The organism is Nostoc sp. (genome assembly GCF_036917195.1).
In the GTDB taxonomy this organism is placed as follows: Bacteria; Cyanobacteriota; Cyanobacteriia; order Cyanobacteriales; family Nostocaceae; genus Nostoc.
The window spans coordinates 107,121-132,173 of sequence record NZ_JBALDG010000075.1 but is presented as its reverse complement, the minus strand read 5'-3'; the positions used below and the strand labels follow the sequence as shown (position 1 = coordinate 132,173).

Genomic DNA, 25,053 nt, shown 5'->3' with positions numbered 1-25,053 from the left:
GGGTATGGGTACACCTCTGCGCGTATTACTTGTTGAGGATTCAGAAGACGACGCTTTGTTGCTGTTGCGGGAACTGCAACGTGGTGACTATGAAGTAACCTTTGAACGGATTGATACACCCACAGCCATGAAAGCTGCGATCGCAGAGCAAACATGGGATATCGTCATCTGCGATTATTCCATGCCGACCTTTAGCGCCCCTGCTGCATTGAAGCAGGTTAAGGAAAGTGGGCTTGATCTGCCATTCATTATCGTCTCAGGCACTATTGGTGAAGATACCGCAGTAGCCGCCATGAAAGCTGGTGCTCATGACTACATCATCAAAGGCAATTTAGCGCGACTTACCCCTGCTGTTGCACGCGAGTTGCGTGAGGCACAGGTGAGACAGGAGCGTAAACGAGCAGAGGAGCAGATTAAAGCATCGCTTCAAGAAAAAGAGGTGCTATTGAAAGAAATTCATCACCGGGTAAAAAATAATTTGCAGATTATTTCTAGTCTGCTCAACCTGCAAGCAGATTATCTCAAGGACAATCAAGCCCTTGAGGTATTCAAAGATAGCCAGAACCGGATTGAATCAATGGCTCTAATCCACGAGAAACTATATCAATCTCAAGACTTGGCAAGGATTAATTTTGCTGACTATATCCAAGATTTAGTAACTAATTTATTTTATTCATACAACGTTAGTTCAAGCACTATAACCTTGAAAATGAACGTTGAGGAGGTTTTTCTAGTCATTGATGCAGCTATTCCTTGCGGCTTGATTATCAATGAACTTATTTCAAATTCCCTAAAATATGCCTTTCCCCAAACAGAACCGGGAGAAATTTGTATTGACTTTTTCTCCATAGAAGCAAATTTATTTACACTTACTATCAGTGATAATGGTATCGGTTTTACCCAAAATTTTGACTTTCAAAATACAGAATCATTAGGTCTGCGATTAGTAAAAGGTCTAGTACATCAGCTACAAGGCAATATCGATTTTATCAGCCAGAACGGAGTGAAGTATAAAATTATATTTCCGACTAAAAATTTATAAAATTATAAGTTAAGCAAAATCATGAACCCAGTAAATATATTAGTTGTTGAAGATGAAATCATCGTGGCAATGGATATACAAAATCGGCTACGAAAATTTGGATACACTGTTCTAGCGCTTGCCGATTCTGGAGAAGAAGCAATTAAGAAGGCAGCAGATAATTCTCTAGATTTGGTTCTAATGGATATTCACCTCAAAGGAAACATGGATGGTGTGGAGACCGCTCAGATAATTCATAATATTTTTAATGTTCCAGTCATATATCTTACTGCTAATGCAGATGAATCAACATTAGATCGAGCAAAGGTAACAGAGCCGTTTGGGTATATTCTCAAGCCTTTTAAAGAAAAAGAATTAAAGTTCACTATTGAAATTACCCTTTCCAAACATCGGACGGAAAAAAAATTAAAGCAGAATGAACAATGGCTGACTACTGTACTTAAAAGTATTGGAGATGCTGTGATTACTAGCGATGCATTAGGAGCAGTAACTTTTATGAATCCTATTGCGGAGGAACTGACGGGTTGGAATTATTCAGATGCGTTTGGTAAAGAAGCAACAGAAGTATTCAATATTGCTCATGAAAAGACTCGTACAAGAATTGAAAGTCCTGTTACACAAGTCCTTCAGTTGGGTGTTACTGTCGATCTACCAGAAGAGACAATACTTATTGCTAAAAACGGTAGAGAAATACCAATTGATGATAGTATTGCACCGATTAAAGATGACAATGGTAACATCACTGGTGCAGTTTTAGTCTTTCAGGATATCACGGAGCGGAAGCAGATATTGGAGGCACTAGCGCGTCGCCAGCAAGAATTCAAAGCATTAGTTGAAAATGCATCTGATATTATTTCCAGATTTAACACTCAATTGCGCTACGTTTACGTTAATCCAGCTATTGAAAAGGTTACAAGAATATCAGCCGAAACATTTATCGGCAAAACAAACGCAGAGTTAAATCTGCCGGAAGAATTTTGTCGGATATACGATTATAAACTCCAGCAAGTTTTCCAAACTAAGCAAGAGATGGAGTTTGAATGTAGTTTAGCGATCGCTTGGGAAACAAGACATTACCATACCCGTCTTGTGCCGGAATTGGCTAGCGATGGTTCAGTATATTTTGTCTTGAGTATCGCTCGCAACATTACTGCTCTCAAACTTGCGGAGGCGCAATTAATTCATGATGCTTTTCACGATGTGCTAACTGGGCTACCAAACCGCGCCTTATTTATGGAACGGCTAGAACGTGCGCTCATGCAGACAAAACGACGTGCGAACTATACATTCGCTATTCTCTTTCTAGACCTAGATCGCTTCAAAGTTGTCAACGACAGTCTCGGTCATATGATTGGTGATCAACTACTAACTGCGCTTGCTCGCAGATTGGAGAATTGCTTGCGCTCTGGAGACACAGTTGCCCGTCTAGGGGGAGATGAGTTTACAATTTTGCTTGATGATCTCAACAACATCAATGACGTAACAGGCGTAGTGGAGCGGATACACGAAGCTCTGACATCTGCGTTCAAACTCAGCGGGTACGAGGTATTTACTACTGTCAGCATTGGCATCGCCCTGAACAAGGGTAATTACAACCGACCAGAGGAACTCCTGCGCGATGCTGATATTGCAATGTATCGCGCTAAGGCATTGGGTAAGGCACGCCATGAGATATTCGACTCAACCATGTATACCCAAGTTACGAAGCTATTAGAGTTAGAGATGGATCTACGAGGGGCAGTTGAACGCCAGGAGTTTCAGATTCACTACCAACCAATTGTTTTGTTAGAAACTGACAAGATTATTGGCTTCGAGGCTCTCGTTCGCTGGCAGCACCCGCAACACGGATTAGTTCCTCCAGACAACTTTATTCCACTGGCGGAAGAAACTGGGCTGATTATCCCTATTGGTTATTGGGTACTCCGCGAGGCTTGTCGTCAGATGCGTGCTTGGCAGGTACAATTTCCTACTGACCCACCCTTGACAATCAGTGTAAATCTTTCCACTAAACAGTTTTCACAACCCGAGCTGATTGATCAAATTAACCAAATAATGCAAGAGACTGGTCTGGAAGCCGGCAATTTAAAGCTGGAGATTACCGAAAGCGTACTTATGGAAAATATTCAATTAGCAACTTTTATGCTCTTGCAACTGCAACAGATGAATATCCAATTACACTTAGATGATTTTGGCATCGGCTATTCATCTTTGAGTTACCTACACCGCTTTCCAAGCAATGCCTTAAAGATTGATCGTTCCTTTATTATCAAAATTGGTGCTAATGGAGAAAACTTGGAGATTATTCAAGCGATCATCGCCTTAGCACACAATCTAAATATAGATGTCATCGCAGAGGGCGTAGAAACGGTGGAGCAACTGGCACAACTTAAAGCCATGAAATGCAATTACGCACAAGGATATTTTTTCTCTAAACCTCTGGATAGCAAATCGGTAGAGACATTAATTGCATCTGGCATTCAGCCGAGACAAGGATAAGGTTAGGGAATGTACTACAAACGAATAGATAGAGTTAACAATTCAAAATTCTTGCATTCGTTTTGGAAAGCTCTGATGCCTGTCTGGAAAAATGACGAAATAATTACGAATTATTTTGACTCTCTTTTTCTCCTTTGGCTCGTTCCCGTGTCAAGCTATCAATAGCATCACCCAAGGCAGTAGTCAGGCTATTGCGGGTTTGAGCGTGGTTATCCTGCTCAGTTTTTAAAGCTTGCAAAAGGCGTGAGCGTTCTTTGATCACAGCCATGAGTTTAACTTGCAAGTCCTCCACAGATTTTAGTTGTTCTATTTCTTGTTGGATCGCTGTTACTGGTGTCTCAACAGCCATTATCTCGACCTCAAGACCCTGAAGTTTATGCAGGTCTGCCTTAAGGGATGCGATCGCCTGTTGGGACAGTTGGGCATCTGTACGGCGTTGTTCTGCTTCAGTGTTGTAAAGCTGACGCCATTTTTGAGCACTTTCCCAAGCAGCATCGCGATCGCCCTGAAGTCCCGCCATCTGCTCTTTGAGTACCTGAATTTCTGTCAACCACTGTTGTGTTAAATCTTGATTCATAAATAAATAGTTATTAGTCAATGGTCATTAGTCAATGGTTATTAGTCAAGAGTCATTAGTCAAGAACTCTCCTCCTACTCCCCTGGTTACTGACCTTGTCCTGACTTGTACTGAGCGTAGTCGTAAAGCCTGCGGCATAGCTACGCTCGTTGGCGCAGCCTCTCCAAGAGTTGTAGCGTAACCTCTCCAAGAGTTGTATGCTCCTCTACTCTCCCACTCCCGACTCGGTATTCTTGCGGTAAAAATATAAATGCGATCGCTACGCAAAATTTGGGAAAGTAGTTAATAAACGCAACCACTTTTAACTTGTAATCATGTCAAAGCCTCGTTTTATCCGCTTCTTTCGCCACTTCAATTGGCATACGCTCAAAAAAACTTTTGCGAGGACAATCGAAAGACGACTTTTAGGACTTGCCTCGGAAATCGCCTTCAATGCCATGCTATCGCTGTTTCCAGCAATTCTGGCTCTGATCACAGCCATTGGCTTATTGGCACAATCTTTGCAAGCCACCTTTAAACAACTGGCAGATCAGCTAAGTCAAGTCCTACCTGAACAAGCCTTGGATCTGATTCGTGATTTTGCCACCACAGAAATTACCAACTCCAAAAACAGCGGTTTATTTTCTCTAAGCTTTGTATTAGCAATTTGGACTGCTTCTGGGGCGGTGAGTACCGCTATGACAGCTCTCGACCAAATCCATCAAATTCCTCCAGAAAACATTCGCCCCTTTTGGAAAGCCAAGCTCGTCTCTCTGGGATTAACAGTCGGTACTATGTTGCTTTTAGTATTGGCTTCTTTCTTAGTGTTTACCAGCGACTGGCTATTGGCAATGGTAGTACGCGGAAATGGTTCTTTGATCTTCTTGTTGCATCTTTGGCAGCTGTTACGCTGGCCTTTAGCTTTAAGTATTGTTGCTGTCGCCTTTAGCTTTGTCTATCGCTATGGCCCAAGCCAGTGGAACTCAGGCACGCCAATGATGCCTGGAGCAATTTTAGCAGCTGTTTTTTGGGCAATATTGTCTGCCCTATTTCGGCTTTATGTGGCGAATTTTGGCAATTATAATAAAGTCTATGGTGCAGTAGGGGCTGTGATAGTTTTAATGCTCTGGCTGTCGATGAGCGCTGCTGTTCTGTTAATCGGCGATCAGTTGAACGTGACTGTCGGCGAAGATATGCGCCCAAAAGCACAGTCAGAATCCCCCGAAAAATAGAAAATATAGCTAAAATCTCTGAGGAAATTTTTGTCAAAGCTCAGTAGAAGAGTAGAATATCTAACGATTCAATCCAAAGCTAGCGATCGCCTTTATGCCTGAATCTCCTCCTCGGTTTTCGATGATTGAACCTGATGCCAAAGCACCCACCTTGAAGCGCTTGCGTCAGTTAAGTCGGCTGATGGATAATGTTATTACCCTTCCTGGTACGAAAATTGGTTTTGGTCTAGATCCAATTTTAGGACTTATACCTATTGGTGGTGATTTTTTGGGAGTCATGTTTTCTAGCTACATCATCCTAGAAGCAGCGCGGCTGGGTGTATCTAGAGCCACTTTAGGCAAAATGATTTTGAATGTGATCATTGATGGCTTAGTAGGCGCTGTCCCAGTTTTGGGAGACTTTTTTGATTTTGCTTGGACAGCTAACAGCTATAATATCAAGCTATTGGAAGAATACTTAAAGTTTCCTAGCCAGCAAAAGAGTGCAGACAGGTGGTTTATCTTTGCCGTTTTGGCTGGATTGTTGCTAATCTCCATTGTTTTAGTGGCATTACCAGTAATACTAATTAGAATATTGTGGAACGCCTTAACTGGCGGTTAAATTATTTATTGATAAAGGAATGAAAGATTGGTGGCAAGCTACTTTTCCTAAAGGGCGGCAAAGTCTAGTTATTACTGATGCTAAAGGGTATCCTGTACAAATTGCTTATGGCGAAAAAGGTAAAGGTAAACCGCTAATTTTATTACATGGTATGGGTAGTTGGAGCTATAATTGGCGGCACAGTATAGCACCATTATCGAAATATTTTCGGGTAATCTGTTTTGATGCCAAAAATTTTGGTTTTTCCGAAAAACCATTGTCTCGTAGAGAACACAACAGTCATCAAGTTATTGAGTTTAAAAGAATTATTCAGGCATTATGTGATGAACCCGCAGTGATTGTAGCTGAATCTCTGGGGGGATTAGTTGCCCTTGCCCTTGCTCAAGAACATCCGCAGTTAATCGGGCAGCTTATAGTAGTAAACGTACCTATTTTTACTGAACATCTACCGCATTGGGCTATGTGGTTACTTGCCCAAATGCCCCTAGAAATAATGCAAACAATTGACTCCTTACGGCTGGTATATTTGTTTGCACCTCTATTTAGAGAAATTATGGCAATAGAAAGACGTGGGGTATTATTCGATCCATCAATTTTGACACAGGAAGATGTCTATTGGATAACTTACCCGTTTATTGAACTGCCAGGTACGGTTGTGAAAGTCGCTGAAGAGTTACAAATAGCAGCGCGAGAAATTGAGAATTGGCAAGCAAATAAGCCCAATATGCTCACCCAAATTCAAAATAATCTGAGTTCAATTAACTGTCCTACACTAGTTTTGTGGGGTGATCAAGATAGTTGGTTTCCTGCTAGTCATGGTGAAAAATTGCATCAGCATATTCCCAATTCCAAATTACAAATTTTGTCTAACTGCTGTCATGATGCCTCAACTGGTGCTTTTGAGGTGTTGAATGCAGCGATTCTTGAGTTTTTACGGGATAGTGATTTATAAAAAGAATTTATGTTCTAATTGAGTAGATGGTTGTTTTTTATTGGCATATCTGAGAGCGATGCTAGCAACAGTCACTGAGCTTGCGTTGCCCTAAGCTTTGCCGTAAAGCCTGCGACATAGCTACGCTTAGGGCGCAGCCTCTCCAAGAGTTGGGCCGAAGTGCGGGCTATGCTTACGCTAAATAAAAAGAAGAGTGGGAGGAAGCATATCAGTCAGCTTTCAAACTCCCACTCTGCCATTTGCCACTGAAGTGAACAGGAATCTATATAGACGTTGCCCGTTATTTAGGGGCTAATGCGTACTTAAACAACAACGCCCATATATTTAATATTCCTGTTGCAGCAAATGTCAAACCTGATTATTGATATTTATCTACTGAGAAAAATCCTCTGCAAATAATTGGTAGAAATAGTTTTTTATTTTTGTAAATCACTTAGTAGATAGTGTTTTACAAAAGTAATTTTTACGTGGTAGTCCCTGATAATAAAACCCTTGAAGTCGTTTATCTTTATACAATTTAACTTGGCTAATTAAAATCTGGTTGCCATTTTGGCAGGTTTTTAAATTTCCTAATTGGTGATAAGTAGCCTTTATGAACTGCGTAACCATCTGATCATCCCAATACTTTTTGGCAAGTATAAAAATGCATCATGCATCCAATCCAATAATTTCAACACACTATCTCCTCAATCTTCTCCAAACCAGCCTGCTTATTATCGCGATCGCTGATTTTATTCCTCTTTTTTAGCTGTTACTACACTGTATTTAATGTCACTTACATTGTTTATTTCTAGCTATGAGAATTTAAATACCCGTATAATAAATCAGTCATGATCCCAGAGGAACAAGCCGGTTACAAAGTCCCGAATTAGCGATCACATGGGTACGCAGACGTGTAGAAAGTGGCGGTCACAACATCCCTGAAGATAGTCTTCGCCGTCGCTACGAAGGAGGAAGAAAGAATTTAATTGAATTATACTTACCCTTGTGCGATCGCTGGATTGTTTACGATAACTCTAATCCAATTTTGCAGATAATAGCTGAACGCCCTTTCAATCAAGAGCCTATAATTTATCAACCCCAACTATGGAGCCAAATCACTACTAATACTTATGAATAAGCCAATTCCTGAAAAATTATCTAGCCAAATCGACGCAGGGGTTAAACTCGCTATGAAGAAAGCGATTGAAAGACACCGCAAATAGTGAAGAATTTACTGCGATCACCCGCCGATATTGGCAAGAAGCCGGAGTTGCTGATAAAATCGATCTGCGATTGGCACCAGCTTTGGAAACTTTAGATGCATTGTTCGCATCTGGGCAAGCCGAGACATTTGATTTTGCTTTTATTGATGCTGATAAAGAAAATTATGATGGATATTATGAGTGATCGCTGCAATTGGTGCGTCCAGGTGGATTGATTGCTATTGATAATGTTTTACGGTCAGGACAAGTTGCTGAGGAGCAAAATCAAGATGAAAGAACCAAAGCTATCCGGGTGCTTAACGAAAAGTTACATCATGACGAACGGGTTACCCTCTCCCTTGTCCCCATCGCTGATGGACTTACTTTAGCAATCAAGCGACCTTAATACAACATGAGTTTGATGAACCTCTGCCTGACTTGAACTTTAATTCAAGTTTGTACTTCTGCAAGTCGCAGAGGGACGGTTGTGCATAGTAAAATCTGTTCCCAGTCTCAGGCTCTTAATGCCTACTGGGAGGTTCCGCCTTCCTTACTCGCTGTAGAACCGCAGTTAGGTGCATTTCCTTTTTAGTAGGACTTATGCATTGACAGGAAAGACCAAATATGAATGATTTTAAAAACCACATCTGGTGTAGGGGCACAGCAATGCTCATTGGTGTCAATTTAAGCTAAAACTCTTTTAAAACCTTGTTTCCAGCCAGAGACTGGAAATGCTCTTTCATTGCAGTGCCGCTAGTCTTGAGGCAGAGCCTCTCATTCGTCTCGTTCCCAGTCTGAGATTGGGAACGAGACAAATGAGACAATCTCTAAAAGCTTATTCTAGACTGGCTTTTGTCTTAAGTTGACATGTATCAGCAATGCTGTGCCCCGAAAGTGCGAGTCTCTTTACTATCAAAGAATGATTAATAAAAGCCTGAAACGACTTATGCATGGGAAATGCATACTATTATTTACTTAGAAGTTATAGCCAACTCCTAATTGTAGTCCGACATCAGTGTCATCCACAAAAGCAGCATTTACACCACCTGTTAACGTAAGTTTAGAACCGAGAGGAACGTCTACACCACCAGTTAACAGTAATCCAATATCAGTATCAGCGTTAGCTTCAATTGCTACGCCAGCACCTATGTAAGGAGATATAGCAAAAGTTCTTTCACCCACCGAACCTGCTCTGCGGGGAGAAAAATCCAAAGTTACGGGAACTAGAAATACTGTATCGTCCCCGAATATCACGGATGGTCGCACTGATATAAAGTTTGTCAGACCAAGTTTGCTGATTACTGTAAAGTTAGTATCGCTCAGAGCTGTATCGTCGCCGCCCAAACCAATGTTACCACCAACCCCGATGTAGCTTCTGCCACCACGAGTAGCTCTACCTACCGTTGGTGTCCCATTGCTTCCTGTTGGTGGCTGATTTAACTTACTAATGTTAACATCTGGCGGGATCAGGACTTGGTTGACTGCATGGATAATACCATTGCTAGCTTTCACGTCCGCCTGGATAACTCTGGCATTATTCACCTCGACTTGATTGTTAGCACGATCAATTTTAATATTTACAGGTCTTCCTTCATCGGTTCCCAGTTCCCCAGGCGAGAATTGACTAGCAGTTACTGCACCAGGAAGCACATGATATCTCAAAATCTTAATCAATGCTTCTCTGTTTTCTGGTTGCTGTAACTGCTGTAAGGTAGCAGCAGGTAAAGCCGCAAATGCTTCATCAGTAGGAGCGAAGACTGTATAAGGGCCTGGCTGTTGAAGAATATCAGTTAAACCAGCTGTCTTTAATAAAGAAGTCAGAGTTGTCAAAGAACTACTGGATGCAGCAAGAGAAACAATATCGGTACCTCTTTGAGCTCCACCAACAATATACTGAGTAGCTGGAAGATTACTAGCAATGGGTTGCACCCTTCCCTGTTTAGCCAAAGCTTGATATAAGAGTGCCGCAGCTTCTGCACGAGTCAGGGACTGTTGCGGATTAAGTTGTTTTACATCTGGATAATTAACAACAATACTAGATTGTGTTGCTGCTGTCACACTATTTACAGCGTAGTTCGGGATACTTGAGGCGTCATTGTAATAGGTGCTGAGGTCACTACTTGTTCCAGTGCTGCTAGGAGTTAAACCTAAACCACTCGCTAAGGCAACGATCCCCTGCACTCTAGGAATTTCTTGATTTGGTCTAAACACATTCCCAGGATAACCTGCCAGAAATCCAGTTTCATAGGCGCTCTGAATTGCAGAAGCCGCCCAATAGTTAGCAGGAACATCACTAAATCCACCTGGGTTTAATTGCCGAACTCGGTTTTGGTTACCGAAAGCTTTTTGAATTAAAGCGGCAAATTCAGCACGAGTCACAGCTTGATTCGGCCTAAAGCTGCCATCAGGAAAGCCAGCAATCACGTTATTGTCAGCTAGGGCTTGAATGAAGGGACGCGCCCAATAATCTGACGAAACATCAGACAAGTTAACTGTTGAAGTAGGTGATGGTGTTGTAAGCGATGGTGTGTCAGGCGATGGTGTTGCAGGCGATGGTGTGTCAGGCGATGGTGTTGCAGGCGATGGTGTATCGAGCGATGGTGTCGCAGGCGATGGTGTGTCAGGTGATGGTGTCGTAGATGGAACAGTATTTTGAGATGAAGCTGGGGTAGAAATTACGATGGGAGCTATTATAGCAGATGTCATTCCTAGAACTAGTAAAGCAACCCTTGTTGATGACCAACGAAACAAACTAGACATGGAAATATCCTCTTTTCAAATTCTTGGATTGACTATTGGAAAATACTGGATACAAGGTTAAGTGAATACAAATATCGAGATGATTGTTTGGTTTGCCTCGATATGGAAACCACAAATACAACCGTTAACTCTGGAAAATTTAAATGTTGGGCATTATAAGTAGCTGCTCTGACATCTGATCAAATTTATCCAAATGTTCACCACACATAGTATAGGATTCCTATTCGATTTTTAAAGAACCGCAGATAACACTAATAAGGATAAACAGGCATACTGTGGTAATATGATATGTTGCAACAATCAACAGAATAAGTGCAAGTAGGCGATTTTATAACTGATAAAATCGCAGTCAAGCACTAGGAAAATTGGCTTTTAATAGCCGTCTCCTTATGATTGCCTAGGAGGGTTAATGCCGTCAAGCCTAATGTATCATGATCTTTAGCAAGATTAAAGAAATAAAATTTTTCTTGGCGATATGCTGTATCACTACATCTTTGATAAAAATTATACAACTAACTAAGGGCTGGATTCCAAGGAAAAACTTTCACTCTTTAGATAGTTGTCCCTGATGGGCAATTTTCAAATGCTAGACCGGAAATTAGCGATCGCAATCAAAATTTTCGAGCATGATTGCGCCAAGATTTTTGGCTAGGAATTATTTTTTCGCAAAAGACAATTTTATGAAAATGAACCCACAGATAAACTAGGATTTTCGGAAGATGTCTAATCTGCATCAATTTTGCTCATAACTATAACTCCTTTGCCATTGCCTGGATTTCTACTGGTCTTGTAGCCCCAACCTTGAGCAATTTCGTAATTAACATTAGAATTTCGCTGCTCAATTAGATGATAAATGTAGAGTATCCTATAGTGCCTGAAATTCATCTGTATCAACTTGTTGAGTATCTTCAGCACAGCTACAGTTTTTCTCAAGCTGCGCCAATAGATTCCGAAAAAGTTGTCACGATCGCGTCGGGAGTAGTTCATCGAGCTTGGAACAGAGGTTGTGAAGACTAACAATAGCCCTCTTTGCTCACCATTTGGCTGATAAAAGCCACACACCACATTCAAGCAAGGTTTACCTGTATTCTGGGTAATGATCGCAGAGTAAGTTTCACCTCCGAAAGGAGAGCCATCTTCATAAATAAAATGCTACCTGGGATTAAGCAAATTTTGCCCCACAAGCTGTTCTGCGGTCAGTCCCAGAATGCGATCGCAAGTTGCACTGCAAGTTTGGATAGTGTCATCAGCCAACTGAAGCACCATTTCCTCTTCTTTCCTGGCTACTGGCGAATAATTTGCTTTTTTACTAACTTGGCGGTGCAGCAGCTTCTCATTAGCCAGCTGGTTTTGGGGCTTTTTTGCATCTGGCATACTAAAAAGTTAAATAGATTTAAAGTTAATCTAAGATTTTGCGGGTCATACAAAACATAAATTTTAGGGCAATATCTTCCACCTTTAGGCTGAATATAGCTAATTTATCCACCTTTAATCCTCCTTGATCCACCTTTAATACTCGTGAACGAGTCTTTAATCCTCGTTGATCCACCTTTGATACTCATTAACGAGTCTTTAATCCTCGTTGATCCACCTTTAATACTCGTGAACGAGTCTTTAATCCTCGTTGATCCACCTTTAATACTCGTGAACGAGTCTTTAATCCTCGTTGATCCACCTTTGATACTCGTGAACGAGTCTTTAATCCTCGTTGATCCACCTTTGATACTCGTGAACGAGTCTTTAATCCTCGTTCATCTCCAAACGATGGGAGCAATCGCTAATCATTCCCAACTTGCCCACAATCAACCCAAAGTACACGCATCAATAATGCTACCGGAGCCATAAAATAAGATAAAATTCGCTGTTTTTTCCCTTTTGCTATCCAAATACCAAGATGCCTTCTAAGCGAATCTTATTTATCAGTAACGGCCACGGAGAGGACAACCATACCTCTCATGTTATTCAAACCCTGCGCCAATTGTGTCCTTCTCTTGAGATGGCAGCAATGCCGATTGTCGGGGAAGGAAAAGCTTACCGCAACTTGAACATTCCCATTATTGGCCCGACGCAAACGATGCCCTCTGGAGGATTCTTCTATATGAAGCGCCTCTATTTGCTCAAAGATTTTCAATCGGGATTGATTGGGTTAACATGGCGACAGTTACAAGCGGTGTTGGATTATGCTCCCAATTGCGATTTGATTATGGCTACTGGGGATTTTGTCTCTCAGACATTTGCTTACTTAACAAAGCGCCCCTACGTCTCCTTTATCTCTTGTCTTTCTGCCCTCTACGAAGGGCGGTTACGACTCAATCCGCTTCTGTGGCATGACCTTAATTCTTCTAGATGTCTGGCAGTTTTCACCAGAGATTCCTATACGGCTGATGACCTTCAACGGCAAGGTTTAAGTAAAGGTCAGTTTGGTGGCATTCCGGCTTTAGATTGGCTCGTCCCTGCTGGCAAAGACTTGCACCTGAAAGCAAACGTTCCAGCGATCGCTCTTTTGCCAGGGTCACGGATGCCTGAAGCGGCGCGAAATTTCTGTTTGCAGTTGCAACTGGTGGTAGAAATCGCCAAGGTGATGCCTGAGTCAGGATTACAGTTTCGTGCAGCCTTAATACCAGATTTAATGGAGCAACTAGACGACATTGCCAAAAGTCAAGGTTGGCAGTTGACTCAAGGCATACTCACTTATTCGCCTCCAGAAAGTTCTGCTGAGGAATCACCGATTGTGGAAGTGAGATGTTATTCAGATGCCTTCAGTGACATCCTATGTTACTCTACCCTCGTCATTGGCATGGCAGGGTTGGCAGTGGATCTAGCTGTAGCGATCGGGAAACCTATCATCCAGATTCCCGGAGAGGGCCCTCAATTTACCTATCAATTTGCAGAGGCGCAAACACGGCTGTTGGGCATTTCTGCCCAAACCATCGGCACTAAGCCAGCAACCTCTGAGATTCTCAAGCAAGCGGCTCAACGAGTAGTTGAGACTTTACAAGATTCAGACTATCTCGCTAAGTGCAAAGAAAATGGCCCAGAGCGATTTGGCCCGCCCGGTGCATCTGAGAGAATTGCCCGCCTTCTGCTAACCTATCTAGGAGAAACTGAGGAGAAATTACCGTTGCTGCCAAATTTCAATAATGAAGGTAAGGATAAGAGAATGTAGGTAAAACAGCGAGTTATTACCGCAGTTTTCATGTATTTAAACCACATCTGTCGTAGGGGCACAGCAATGCTCATGCGTGTCAACTTAACGTAAAATCTGCTGAGTGTATGAGTTTTGCCCTCACCCCCAGCCCCTCTCCCAATATTGGGAGAGGGGAGCAAATTCTCCAGTTCCCCGAATCCCATGTTGGGAGAAGGGGTTAGGGGATGAGGGCAACCCTAAAACGCTTTCTCTTACCTAACTTATACGTTAAGTAGACACCAATGAGCTTTTTCTATGCCCAAGAAGATGTGGTTTATTTAGCTGAAAATAGCTGTAAAAAAAATCATCCGGCATGGGAGCAAAAAGATGTTATGTGTGGAAAGCTACTAATTATTGCATTCGGCAATCCTTTATCTATGGTCATAGTGCCATCTTCCAATCAGATAGACAAGTTAATGCAGCCAATTCAAGAGGACAAAAGTTTAGCTGCCAAGATTGCACAATAAATTTTGAGATTGTTGGATAAATCATGGAAGGGATACTTTGCGGCGCTGGCAGAATATAACCATACAGAATTGAACTATGAAAGTGCGCTCTAGCTACTGGCAACTGTTGCCTTATCTGTGGCCCCAATGGCCGCTGTTAATTCGGGGATTAGCTTGTATTTTAGGATTTGTGTTATTCACCCTAGCAGTGCCCTATTTAGCAGGTAAGGTCGCTTTTTTTCTTGGCCAAGGAAATGTTAACCAGATTGCCTACTGGCTCGGACTAGCCACTTTAGTATTTTTGGTTCGAGGCCTTTGTCAATACGGGCAAAATGTTTTTATGATCGCTGCTGCTCTGGAAATGGCTTTAAACTTGCGTAAGCGAGTTTACGCTCACCTGCACAAACTCGGATTGGATTACTTTGAAACCACACAAACGGGAGACCTCACTTATCGCCTAACTGAAGATATCGACCGGGTAGGCGAGATTATTGATAAGTTATCCCATCAGTTTCTTTCCAATTTGTTGCAGTTAATTGTAATTCCCATTTACATGCTCTACCTGAATTGGCCGCTCACGCTTGCAGGTTTGATTTTGGCTCCCCTCATGGCTTGGTTGATCGGAGAATTTGGTCAGCGATTACTCGTGCTATCTCGCCAGAGTCAAAATCAGGTTTCCAATTTGTCTGCGCTGCTAACTGAAGTATTTAGCGGGATTCGCGTTGTTCAGGCATTTGCGGCACAAGAGTATGAAGTGAAGCGATTCAATCAAGAAGCAGAACACAATCGTCAGGCTCAGTATCGCACTCAACAACTCAAATCCATTCAGTTTCCCGTTGTCGGTTTTTTGGAAGCAGTTAGTATTATGCTGCTATTTTTATTGGGAGGATGGCAGATTTCTCAGCATCAACTGACAGCTCAAGGGTTTATCAGTTTCTTAGCTGCTGTGGCTTTACTGATTCAGCCAATCGACCTAATGATTAGCAATTACAACGAGTACAAACAGACCGAAGCTTCCGTGGAACGCATCTTTGAACTGATGGCGAAGCAGCCTAGTCTCAGCGAAAAATCGAATGCTCAGGAAATGCCACGAGTTATTGGCAAGGTAGAGTATCGTCATGTCAATTTCGCCTACAATCCCGACGAGCCAGTGCTAAAGCATCTTTGCCTGCACGCTTCTCCGGGTGATGTGATGGCTTTGGTTGGTTCTTCTGGAGCAGGAAAATCGACGTTAATTAACCTTTTACTTCGCTTTTATGATCCTCAGGCGGGTCAAATTCTGATTGATAATATAGATATCCGTGACGTTACACTCACCAGCCTGCGCCGTCAAATTGGGATTGTTCCCCAAGACATTACCCTTTTTTCGGGAACGATCGCCGAAAATATCGGTTACGGTCAGGAAAAATTAGATTTAGTAGCGATTCAGGAAGCAGCAAAGATTGCCAACGCTCACTCCTTTATCACCCAGTTTTCTCAGGGTTATCATACCTGGGTAGGCGAACGGGGAGTTAACCTATCAGGAGGACAACGCCAAAGATTAGCGATCGCCAGAGCGATCGCCAACGATCCGCGAATTCTCATCCTGGATGAGGCCACCTCTGCTTTGGATTCGGAATCAGAAGCACTAGTTCAAGAGGCGCTGGAGCGAGTCATGCAAAACCGTACCGTGTTTATTATTGCCCATCGCTTGAGCAGCGTTCGTCGTGCTGACTGCATTCTCGTACTAGAACAAGGACAGGTGGTTGAAGCTGGTACCCACGCCTCCCTACTATCTCAGGAAGGACGGTATGCCCGTTTTTACGCCCAACAGTTCTACTCTACAGATGAGTAGGGCATTGTTAAGCCCCTTCCCTACGGGACGCTACGCGAACGGGGAAGTCAAAAGTCAAAAGTCAAAAGTCAAACATTTTTAATCCCCATAAATAAATTTAGGGGCAAGTAAACGGACGCCGTATTTCTGGCGCAACGCGTCACTACATACATTTTTTTCTTCTCCATAAATAAATTTAGGGGCTTGTATCATGAGTCTTTTTCGGTCATGCTAAAAATTGGCTGACAATATTTCCTAGAGATTTAAACACATTCAAACCCCAAGGAGTTTTAAGAATCACTCGCGCCAATGCAAACTCTAATCCCAAACCCCACGCCACTCGCCAACACACTGGACGACGATTAACAGAGAAGGTGTAGGATATACCGATAAAAACTAAAATTCCCAACGCAGATTAGAGAATCAGACAAAATGCCAGTAGTGATTAAACTGTTGCGGCGTGAATATCCTACATTTTATGAAATCGTGTGGTTCCGCAATCAGTACACCATTACTAAAAACTTAGATATTGATGGGATTATCAAAACCTATAGCCTGGAGAACTATCAAAACAGCTATGCCTTAGTCATGGAAGATTTGGGCGGCATTTCTCTCCAAGAAGATATGGGGAAATGGGACAAAGAGATGGGAGAAAATGCTGATGGGTTGCAAGCATTTTTTCACATTGCTTTGCAAATTGTCTCCATTCTTGATGGACTGTATCACAACCGAGTGATTCACAAAGACATCAAACCTGCCAACATTTTGATTAACCCCACTACAAAAGACATAAGACTGATCGATTTTAGTATCGCCTCCTTACTTTCTAGAGAAAGGCAAACTCTGACTAATCCAAATATCCTAGAAGGAACGTAGTCATAATTTCATGGGCTTATTCACTGGACTTTAGACTAAGAAGCACAAAATGACTCAGGGAAGCTGAGTTGAGAAAAACCAAAACCAAAAAATTAAAAAATCAGAGTTCAAGCTGTTTTCTGTACTGCTTTACGTGAATTAATAGTACACTTTTTAACTACTGGATAGCGAATTCTACGGTGCCGGGGCTGTCCGGTCTCCCAACCAGGAGATTTACCTCTCTAACGAGACGCTACGCGAACGTGGTTTTGGAGGAATGGATGGAGTAGAAACTCTGACCAAAATTCCAGGCATGGCTTGTGCAACCCGTCCAGGGGTGAATTTACTTATCTGCTTCTGCCACGGAAGCGGAAAGGCAATTGACAATATCACGAGCCAGCCATAGCTCCCAAGTTATGAGTGGCATTAAGTCACTCCATCGGTCGCATCGTTGGGGAGTAGAGAGCTTTGGTAGCGTCCAATGTAATCTTTGTTTTAGGAAGCGATACCAGTGATCAACAGCGAAGCGTCGTAAGTACAGTTTCCACAGTTCAGATAAAGGTGGCATTTCTTCACCCACAAAAGCCAACCACATTGGTTTTAAAACTCGTGGTGAGCCGTCCTCAAGCAACCTCTCGACCAATAGGATTGCCAAACTGTATGCATTGCGTGTCAAAAATATTGCATCCATTAGTTCAAATGTTGCATCTTTAGCCCGACATAAACATTTGTATGCTGCTTGACGGAATTCCCAAAGTTTGAGCAAAAACATCCATAGCGTAGATGAAAATTGGTTGTGCTTTTTTTATCTTTTATTACTGAGGTACTTGTTTTTACAGCCATCCCTTTATTTTTTGCACAGCGACTACAAACGCGATCGCTCTTCTTTAGTCTAAAGTCCAGTGAACTAGACTTGAGACATCTAAAAACTACCTTGGGAATGGATGTTTTAATAGAACAACATGCTATGCTTTGCAAGCGGAAGGGATCGAGCTAGGAGCGATCAATGGGATCAACGAATAGAGAGATTGTCGCAGGAGCCTTTGCGGACTGGGCTGCTGGAGGGAAGGACTTCTTTCAGCTTCTCGACGAGAAGGCGGTTTGGAAAACTCAGGGCTCAGGGCTGTCGGGCATCACCACTCATAGCAGGCAGGAGTACATCGAGCGAATGGTGAAACCGATGGCGGCGCGATTCTCATCGCCGCTACAACCCTCAGTCCACGGCATCTGGGCTCAAGGCGATATGGTCATCGTTCGTTGGGACGGCGATGCAGTGGCCAACGATGGCCAGCCGTACCACAACGAGTACGCCTGGTTCTTCCGCATGCAGGATGGGAAAGCCATTGAAGTAATGGCGTTCTTCGACCTTCCTAAATATGACGAGGTAATAATGCGCGTGCCTCCTAGTGAAGAACACAATGGGTGATTCAACAGCATTCGACATGACCCTGTACGAACTGTCTGCGGCTGAAAGTGCCCTTGCAATCCGCAACGGCGACATGACTGCGGAACACTATGTGTCCCGGTTGTTTGAACAGGCGGTGAGTGCAGGCGAACTTAATATCTTTATATCCGTAGACCAAACCTCACTTCTGGAGGCCGCCCGCGCACTGGATCGGAGGCGCCTTGCTGGTCAGACGCTCGGTCTGCTGGCCGGTATTCCGCTTCTCATTAAAGACAACATAGAGACTGCTGGGTTCCCAGCCTCTGCGGGCACTTCAGGGCTGCGCTCGAACAGGCCATCAGACAATGCGCCTGCCCTTGCGCTGCTGCTCCAGGAAGATGCACTCGTGTTCGGAAAGACGAACATGCATGAATTGGCGATGGGTGCTACTTCAGACAACCGCGAGTTTGGAGCCGTTCGGAATCCTTACGACCTCACGCGTATCCCGGGTGGCAGTAGTGGAGGAACGGCTGCGGGTATCGCGGCCAGGGTAGCGCCAGTCGGCTTGGGAACAGACACAGTAGGATCAGCTCGAATTCCTGCTTCACTCTGCGGGATTGTAGGTTTTCGGCCGACTGCTGGAAGGTACGCGCAAAAAGGCATAGTCCCAATAAGCCACACTCGCGACACAGTGGCACCGCTGGCTCGAACGGTTACAGATATCCAGATTCTTGACGGTTTGATGTCTGGTGATACGGTCTCGGTGCTTGGGTCTGGTCCGCTGAAGTTCGGTCTTCCTAAGAAACATTTCTGGGAGAATCTCGAAGAGCCAGTCCGCACTGCCGCAGAGTCCGCACTGGCTCTACTTCGGGATGCGGGTCATGTCTTTATCGACGTGGAACTGACTGGTCTAGAAGATTTAATGACGCAGATCGAGCCGATCATGATGTTTGAGGCTGTGCAGGATCTTCGTTCCTACCTTTCCCACCTGCAGCCAAGCGTCAGCTTTGAGGATGTGATTGACGGTATTCGGAGCAAGGATGTTGCGACTTTTTATCAGATGTTTCAGACTCATCCGCCGACTAAGGAACAGTATCAACAGGCTCTCACGATTCATAGGCCTGCATTGCAGGGGCTGTTCTCCAGCATATTCGAGTTTAGTGGTGTGGATGCACTGTTCTATCCGGCGTGTCCTATCACTGCGCCGACAATTGGGGCGGAATCCGTCGATCTAAATGGAACTTCGATAGAGGTAATCAAAGCGCTCGCTCGCAACGAGGACCCCGCAGCTGGCGCGGGTATGCCTGCCCTAGTGCTATCAGCGGGAATCGGCTGCAGCGGGCTGCCAGTAGGCTTGGAGCTTTTAGGACCTCGTGGCAGCGACAGGCATTTGTTGCGTGTGGGGCGGGTTGTCGAACAGGTTTTGCCGAAAGCACCGCGTCCACTTTTCGCCTAAGCGTGATGCTAAGAATTTATGGTAAGTTAACTACAACATTAGAATTATCAGCAAGATTTGCGTCGATTCGGGCAATATAGGGCAACCCAAGTTGATTAGTCACGGCAGAGGGTAAGGTCAATAAACCTTCAAAGCCTGTATCAATAACACACTTAATTTCTATGTTTGAAAGTTCTGAGAGACAAAGAATTACACCCATGTGAGCTTGAAGCCCAACTACAGTTCCGTGAATCACTATACCGTCCTGATCAATGTACCACCAACGGCATAGACTGCATTAAATTCGATTCGTTCTGCCCAAATTGCTGCATCAGCCTGTTTAGCTTGTAATCGGTGACTAGTTACTACTAAATCATCACCGATTTCATATTCACCCGTCTCAACATTAATTGAGATAATTTTGCCAATATTCTCTGCCGTCTCCACTTGAGGACGGATACTCTTCTCATAGAGTTCTTTGCCACGTCGGGTAATTTCTTCGCCATTGAGTTTGGGGTGAGGCATACAGGCAATTTTCTTTCTTCAAGTTAGTATACTCCTATCATCATTGTAAACCGAAACTACAGCCGAGAAGTCTTTATAGTAGCTTAAACCGTATTTATTCGTGTTTCACAACCCCATGACTGTGCGATAATGTGCTTCAATTTGTGCCACAGTTTGAGACTTGCGCTTTGTCTCCCATTGACTGCGGTTAAATAATTCTTGCCGCAATTCATCAACGTTAATTGTTGTCACTTTACCATCAGTAATAATTTACTTGCCATTCACCCAAGCACTATCAACAACATTACTAGGACGCCCTAAAACTAACAAACCAATGGGATCTGTACGCGGAAGTAATGATAAATTGGTGAGGTCATAAAGTACTAAATATGCTTGTTTTCCCACAGTGAGAGAACCGAGATTATCTGCAAGATTCAATCCTTTTGCGCCTCCTAAAGATGCCATTTCTACAGCTTGTCTGGGCGTAATCCAATGCTGATAATCTGAGTCTGTGACATTATGTAAGATAGAACCAATTTTGATAGCTTCTAGCAAATCTTGGGAGTCATTACTCGAAGCACCATCGCAACCAAAAGTTACATTTACCCCAGCTTGGCGGTATTTTAAAATTGGGGCGATGCCACTGCCTAAACGCAGATTACTTAAGGGATTATGAACAACTGTAGATTCAGTTTCAACCAAAATAGCGATATCAGCATTATTTAACCAGACGCAATGGGCTAGAGTTGTCCGATCGCTCAAATATCCGATTCTTTTCAAATGTTCCACAGCAGTACAACCGTACTTTTGTTGAGCGATTTTTTCCTGTGCCCTGGTTTCCAGTAAATGGGAGTGACGACAAAGATTATAGCGATCGCTTAACTCGATACATCCCGCAAATAAAGCATCAGTACACAATTGTATCCCTGTTAGTGCAACTAAAATACTCACACCCTCATCTGGGCGATGAAACTGTCTCACCGCCTCTTCAATAATTTCCAATGTTGCAGTAGTTGAGCGAAAATAAGGTTCATGAGTTTTTGCTGATTCCCCGGTATACCTGCGCTGAGGGATTCATCGTGAATTAAGGGGGCGATAAAAGCACGAATTCCAACTTCTCTATAAGTGCGAGTTGCAATGGCGATCGTTTCTAACTCAAGTCCGGGAATTAACACCAGATGATCTACCACACTCGTCTCGCTGGAAAGTAAGGTTTCCACGGCAGTACCCAAGGCGTTCAGATAAACCTGTTCGGGATCGAGGGGCGTAAAATCATACAGTTCTGCTAACCATAATTCTAAAGGCAAAACTGACATGATTCCTCATTGCCATATCTCTGATGAGTGGGTGTGGGCGTTGAAGAAGCCAGGAAGCAGCAGCTTATTTTTGCCATCTATGGCAGTGCCGATTACTTGTAGATTGGGGGCAATGGCAGCGATTTTATCATCTACAACCTGTACATCTACCGTTGCATAATCATCACTGACGGCAATCAAAACATTATGGATGGTGAAATTTACCATATTTAACCTTAATTAAGTAATTGTATTTTCAACTGAATTTCAAGCTACAAAATAGAAAATGGTGTTGTCTATTGCAATCTTATGAATTTGCCTTTTCGGACATTGGGAGTTCCACCAAATGCGTGGACAGTAAATGATGCGATCGCAGATATCACTCGTCTTCAAAAGACCCCACAACCCGTTATTTTATCTACAGATACTAAAACCCTGCACTTAGACTTGGCAAAAGCTGCTATACTCATCATTGATATGCAAAACGACTTCTGTCACCCTGATGGCTGGTTAGCACATATTGGTGTGGATGTAACTCCAGCGCGTCAGCCTATTGAACCTTTAAACAACTTACTTCCAGAACTCCGTGAGGCTGGTGTTCCAGTCATTTGGGTAAATTGGGGGAATCGTCCCGACTTGCTCAATATTAGTGCTGGTTTGCGTCACGTCTATAATCCCACAGGGGGAGGTGTGGGATTGGGCGATCCATTGCCAAGCAATGGTGCTAGAGTACTCATGGCAGGTAGTTGGGCAGCGGCAATTGTAGACGAACTAGAACAGATTCCGGAAGATATTCGTGTGGATAAATACCGCATGAGTGGTTTTTGGGATACGCCGTTAGATAGTATCTTGCGGAATCTGGGAAGGACAACACTATTTTTAGCTGGTGTTAATGCTGATCAATGTGTGCTAGTGACCTTATGTGATGCCAACTTCTTAGGATATGACTGTGTGTTAGTTAAAGACTGTACCGCTACTACTTCTCCTGAATATTGTTGGCTGGCGACATTGTACAATGTCAAACAATGCTTCGGTTTTGTCACTGACTCGCAAGCAATTTTAACAGCGCTCAAAAAGAGTGAGGAGTAATTCGATTTGAGATTTTAGATTTGAGATTGATTCCATGCATGAATGCTCTTTATTTGCTCAATAATTTGAGATATTAGATTTGTTCTTGCGTTTAAATTCACTTGATCTCAAACTTTTTTAAATTTTGGACTTTCCTGCGGAACGCTACGCGTAGCTTGCTTCCACGAAGTGGTACGGCGTGAGCGCTTAGTCGAACGCTTTTGAATTATTTGATCCCAAAATCCAAAATTTGAAATCTAAAATCTAAAATTGGGTGATTTAGACATACAACTAACAACTCAATATTCAGGACTTGGATTTTAGGAATTTTCATACCCAACAATCACTTCCGAGGGGATAAATAAATGAATGCTACTCGTTGTGTAATTCCGGTTATCAAATCTACCAAAGATTACCAAGTATATCGTATTAGTCCCAACGACTCTAATCGATTAGCAATTATCTTCGATTCGACAAATGCTAATACTTCCTTGACTTGCTGCATTGAAATTTTTGATGTTGGTGGACAAACACCACCAAATCGCCATCAGTGGGCGGTAGAAATGTTTTTCGTTATCAAAGGGGAAGCGATCGCCATATGTGATGGTAAGAGTACCACGATCAAAACTGGAGATAGTTTATTGGTGCCTCCCACTGGGACTCATTTGATTAAAAATACTGGTTCTACTCGCTTGTACACGTTGACTGTTATGGTTCCCAATGAAAACTTTTCGGAATTGATTCGCAGTGGTATTCCGACGGAGTTAGATGCAGAAGATATGGCAGTACTGGGGAGATTAGATGCTTTGATGCCCTGTTAAAATAATTCGGATTTCATAAATCATTACACCCTACCCCCAATACTGCTTGATTAAGAAATTTATCTGTCCAGGCAAGCAGTTCTTAAGCAGGGGAAAAAAAACGCTTATTCCTCCTATTCTTCATTATTCCTCGTTCCCATGTGGAACATGGGAATACATCGTATTTTGGCTGCTGACTCCATGTCTAATTGGAGGCAGCAGCCTCTAATCAGCCATTCCCATGCAGAGCATGGGAACGAGAGGATATTATGAATTATTAATAATTTGTTTAACAACAATAACAAAGCGTTCCATGTCAGCGGAGGTAATAGCTCCCATTGTCGAGACTCGGAAAATAGATTGAGCTAAATTTCCCTGTCCAGAATAAATTATATAGTCTTCTGCTTTCAGTTTGTCGTGAAATTCCTCATAGCTGAAACCATCTGGCAAGTAGTAGGCATTCAAGACAACGGATGAACTGCCAACAGGAAGTAGGGGTTTAATTCCGATTGAGGCTAACCCGTTTCTAACTAAGCTAGCAAGTTGGTTGTAATGGCTGTGTCTGGCACTCCAACCCCCTGCTTCTGCCATTTCTTGCAAAGCTTCTGTTAAGGCATAAAATGTCTGTACTGATTGCGTAAAAGGTGTGCCGCCTCGATCCTGCTGCTGGCAATAGGTTCCTAAATCTAAATATAAGGTGCGGGGAATTGTGGCTACTGACGGCAGTGCATCCCGTCGCAGGATAACAAAGGAGGTTCCGGGGACGCCATGCAGACATTTATTGGCTGTTGCAGCGCAAGCGGTGATTCCCCAATCTGCAAAATTCAGTTCCTCGGCACCAAAACTGCTGACTCCATCGACTAGTAATTGAATACGGCGTTCTTGACAAATTAGCGCAAGTTCCACCAAATTATTTAGGCGACCGGTAGTAGTTTCGTGATGGACGACAGCAAGATGGGTGATATCGGCGTTTTCATCTAAAAGTTTGACTAAACCGTTGATATCTATTTCGGCATCCCAAGGATGGGAAAGTGTTATGTAATTAATGCTGTGGATTTTGGCGATTTTGGATAGTCGTTCGCCATACACACCGTTTTCAATCACCAGCAATTTCCCGTCTTTGGGGACTAGACTGCTGATCATCGCTTCCATCGCTGCGGTACCAGAACCTGTGAGGAGAACTGCTGCCCAGCGATCGCTTTCAAGACCATAAACTTGAAGTAATTGTTCGCGGATTCTACTTTGAAGTTGGGAAAATTCCACTTCACGATGACACAAATCGGGACGCAACAGGGCATTTCTGACGCGATCGCTCAAATTGACGGGGCCGGGATTTAATAAAATCATTACAAAGATACGCGATTAATCGCGTCTGTACAGGAGTTAGCAGTAGAGACGCGATTAATCGCGTCTGTTAGGAGAGACGCAATTAATCGCGTCTGT

21 protein-coding genes and 4 pseudogenes are annotated in these 25,053 nt (G+C 43.2%); 15 read left to right on the top strand and 10 right to left on the bottom strand.

Features of this window, described 5'->3' with window-relative positions; genetic code table 11:
* Nucleotides 1-4: 4 nt before the first annotated feature.
* Nucleotides 5-1,042, top strand: a complete 1,038-nt coding sequence (locus V7K40_RS26105) for a histidine kinase dimerization/phosphoacceptor domain -containing protein (protein WP_334964884.1) — start codon at nt 5-7, stop codon at nt 1,040-1,042.
* Nucleotides 1,043-1,063: 21 nt separating this feature from the next.
* Complete coding sequence (locus V7K40_RS26100) at nt 1,064-3,538, top strand: EAL domain-containing protein (RefSeq protein ID WP_334964882.1); 2,475 nt, start codon at nt 1,064-1,066, stop codon at nt 3,536-3,538.
* Nucleotides 3,539-3,641: 103 nt separating this feature from the next.
* Here V7K40_RS26100 and V7K40_RS26095 read toward each other — a convergent pair whose 3' ends face one another.
* On the bottom strand, nt 3,642-4,115 hold the full coding sequence (locus V7K40_RS26095; RefSeq protein WP_334964880.1) for a hypothetical protein: 474 nt from the start codon (nt 4,113-4,115) through the stop codon (nt 3,642-3,644).
* 314 nt (nt 4,116-4,429) lie between these two features.
* On the opposite strand from V7K40_RS26095, the gene V7K40_RS26090 reads away from it, so the two are divergent.
* From V7K40_RS26090 to V7K40_RS26075, 4 genes and pseudogenes are all read left to right on the top strand, one after another.
* Nucleotides 4,430-5,326 (top strand): YihY/virulence factor BrkB family protein, encoded by an 897-nt coding sequence (locus V7K40_RS26090; protein ID WP_334964878.1) that lies wholly within the window; start codon nt 4,430-4,432, stop codon nt 5,324-5,326.
* A 94-nt stretch (nt 5,327-5,420) separates the two neighbouring features.
* The gene (locus V7K40_RS26085) at nt 5,421-5,927 is read left to right on the top strand and encodes a DUF4112 domain-containing protein (RefSeq protein ID WP_334964876.1); all 507 of its coding nucleotides are present in this window, start codon (nt 5,421-5,423) and stop codon (nt 5,925-5,927) included.
* 19 nt (nt 5,928-5,946) lie between these two features.
* Nucleotides 5,947-6,879 (top strand): alpha/beta hydrolase, encoded by a 933-nt coding sequence (locus V7K40_RS26080; RefSeq protein WP_334964875.1) that lies wholly within the window; start codon nt 5,947-5,949, stop codon nt 6,877-6,879.
* A 1,203-nt stretch (nt 6,880-8,082) separates the two neighbouring features.
* A pseudogene (locus V7K40_RS26075) lies at nt 8,083-8,469 on the top strand (class I SAM-dependent methyltransferase); the annotation flags it as partial.
* A 569-nt stretch (nt 8,470-9,038) separates the two neighbouring features.
* On the opposite strand, the gene V7K40_RS26070 reads toward V7K40_RS26075, so the two are convergent.
* The 3 genes from V7K40_RS26070 to V7K40_RS26060 all read right to left on the bottom strand — a co-directional run bounded on the left by V7K40_RS26070 (nt 9,039) and on the right by V7K40_RS26060 (nt 12,197).
* Nucleotides 9,039-10,823: a fasciclin domain-containing protein gene (locus tag V7K40_RS26070; RefSeq protein ID WP_334964874.1), complete on the bottom strand. Its 1,785-nt coding sequence runs from the start codon at nt 10,821-10,823 to the stop codon at nt 9,039-9,041.
* A 723-nt stretch (nt 10,824-11,546) separates the two neighbouring features.
* On the bottom strand, nt 11,547-11,894 hold the full coding sequence (locus V7K40_RS26065) for a hypothetical protein (RefSeq protein ID WP_334964873.1): 348 nt from the start codon (nt 11,892-11,894) through the stop codon (nt 11,547-11,549).
* 81 nt (nt 11,895-11,975) lie between these two features.
* A complete protein-coding gene (locus V7K40_RS26060) occupies nt 11,976-12,197 on the bottom strand; it encodes a hypothetical protein (RefSeq protein ID WP_334964871.1) in 222 nt (73 codons plus the stop codon).
* 144 nt (nt 12,198-12,341) lie between these two features.
* On the opposite strand from V7K40_RS26060, the gene V7K40_RS26055 reads away from it, so the two are divergent.
* The 4 genes from V7K40_RS26055 (at nt 12,342) to V7K40_RS26040 (ending at nt 16,290) form a co-directional block, all read left to right on the top strand.
* Nucleotides 12,342-12,668 carry a hypothetical protein gene (locus tag V7K40_RS26055; protein WP_334964869.1) on the top strand — a complete coding sequence of 109 codons (327 nt, stop codon included), beginning with the start codon at nt 12,342-12,344 and terminating at the stop codon, nt 12,666-12,668.
* 49 nt (nt 12,669-12,717) lie between these two features.
* Nucleotides 12,718-13,989: a lipid-A-disaccharide synthase-related protein gene (locus tag V7K40_RS26050; protein WP_334964868.1), complete on the top strand. Its 1,272-nt coding sequence runs from the start codon at nt 12,718-12,720 to the stop codon at nt 13,987-13,989.
* Between the two features lie 263 nt (nt 13,990-14,252).
* The gene (locus V7K40_RS26045; protein ID WP_334964866.1) at nt 14,253-14,477 is read left to right on the top strand and encodes a hypothetical protein; all 225 of its coding nucleotides are present in this window, start codon (nt 14,253-14,255) and stop codon (nt 14,475-14,477) included.
* Between the two features lie 76 nt (nt 14,478-14,553).
* On the top strand, nt 14,554-16,290 hold the full coding sequence (locus V7K40_RS26040) for an ABC transporter ATP-binding protein (RefSeq protein ID WP_334964864.1): 1,737 nt from the start codon (nt 14,554-14,556) through the stop codon (nt 16,288-16,290).
* 208 nt (nt 16,291-16,498) lie between these two features.
* Here V7K40_RS26040 and V7K40_RS26035 read toward each other — a convergent pair.
* A pseudogene (locus V7K40_RS26035) lies at nt 16,499-16,678 on the bottom strand (Na+ dependent nucleoside transporter N-terminal domain-containing protein); the annotation flags it as partial.
* Nucleotides 16,679-16,683: 5 nt separating this feature from the next.
* Between V7K40_RS26035 and V7K40_RS26030 the strand changes: the two are divergent.
* Nucleotides 16,684-17,142: pseudogene (locus V7K40_RS26030) on the top strand (protein kinase); the annotation flags it as partial.
* 325 nt (nt 17,143-17,467) lie between these two features.
* Here V7K40_RS26030 and V7K40_RS26025 read toward each other — a convergent pair.
* The gene (locus tag V7K40_RS26025; protein ID WP_334964862.1) at nt 17,468-17,890 is read right to left on the bottom strand and encodes a hypothetical protein; all 423 of its coding nucleotides are present in this window, start codon (nt 17,888-17,890) and stop codon (nt 17,468-17,470) included.
* A gap of 240 nt (nt 17,891-18,130) precedes the next feature.
* Here V7K40_RS26025 and V7K40_RS26020 point away from each other — a divergent pair, with 240 nt between their 5' ends.
* Together V7K40_RS26020 and V7K40_RS26015 are read left to right on the top strand one after the other, a co-directional pair.
* Complete coding sequence (locus tag V7K40_RS26020) at nt 18,131-18,550, top strand: nuclear transport factor 2 family protein (RefSeq protein ID WP_334964860.1); 420 nt, start codon at nt 18,131-18,133, stop codon at nt 18,548-18,550.
* Nucleotides 18,543-19,964 (top strand): amidase family protein, encoded by a 1,422-nt coding sequence (locus V7K40_RS26015; protein ID WP_334964858.1) that lies wholly within the window; start codon nt 18,543-18,545, stop codon nt 19,962-19,964. The genes V7K40_RS26020 and V7K40_RS26015 overlap by 8 nt, the downstream gene beginning before the upstream one ends.
* 16 nt (nt 19,965-19,980) lie before the next feature.
* Here V7K40_RS26015 and V7K40_RS26010 read toward each other — a convergent pair whose 3' ends face one another.
* The 3 genes and pseudogenes from V7K40_RS26010 to V7K40_RS26000 all read right to left on the bottom strand — a co-directional run bounded on the left by V7K40_RS26010 (nt 19,981) and on the right by V7K40_RS26000 (nt 21,970).
* The gene (locus V7K40_RS26010) at nt 19,981-20,199 is read right to left on the bottom strand and encodes a hypothetical protein (RefSeq protein WP_334964857.1); all 219 of its coding nucleotides are present in this window, start codon (nt 20,197-20,199) and stop codon (nt 19,981-19,983) included.
* Entirely contained in the window at nt 20,199-20,468 is a 270-nt protein-coding gene (locus V7K40_RS26005; RefSeq protein ID WP_334964855.1) for a hypothetical protein, read from the bottom strand. The genes V7K40_RS26010 and V7K40_RS26005 overlap by 1 nt, the downstream gene beginning before the upstream one ends.
* Nucleotides 20,469-20,573: 105 nt before the next feature.
* Nucleotides 20,574-21,970 (bottom strand): annotated as a pseudogene (locus tag V7K40_RS26000) (amidohydrolase).
* Between the two features lie 81 nt (nt 21,971-22,051).
* Between V7K40_RS26000 and V7K40_RS25995 the strand changes: the two are divergent.
* Nucleotides 22,052-22,831 carry an isochorismatase family cysteine hydrolase gene (locus tag V7K40_RS25995; protein ID WP_334964852.1) on the top strand — a complete coding sequence of 260 codons (780 nt, stop codon included), beginning with the start codon at nt 22,052-22,054 and terminating at the stop codon, nt 22,829-22,831.
* A gap of 344 nt (nt 22,832-23,175) precedes the next feature.
* A complete protein-coding gene (locus tag V7K40_RS25990) occupies nt 23,176-23,631 on the top strand; it encodes a cupin domain-containing protein (protein ID WP_334964850.1) in 456 nt (151 codons plus the stop codon).
* A gap of 246 nt (nt 23,632-23,877) precedes the next feature.
* Here the strand turns inward: V7K40_RS25990 and V7K40_RS25985 are convergent, their stop codons facing one another.
* Nucleotides 23,878-24,957, bottom strand: coding sequence for a 2-aminoethylphosphonate aminotransferase (locus V7K40_RS25985; protein ID WP_334964848.1), 1,080 nt, complete (start codon nt 24,955-24,957; stop codon nt 23,878-23,880).
* Nucleotides 24,958-25,053 lie beyond the last annotated feature (96 nt).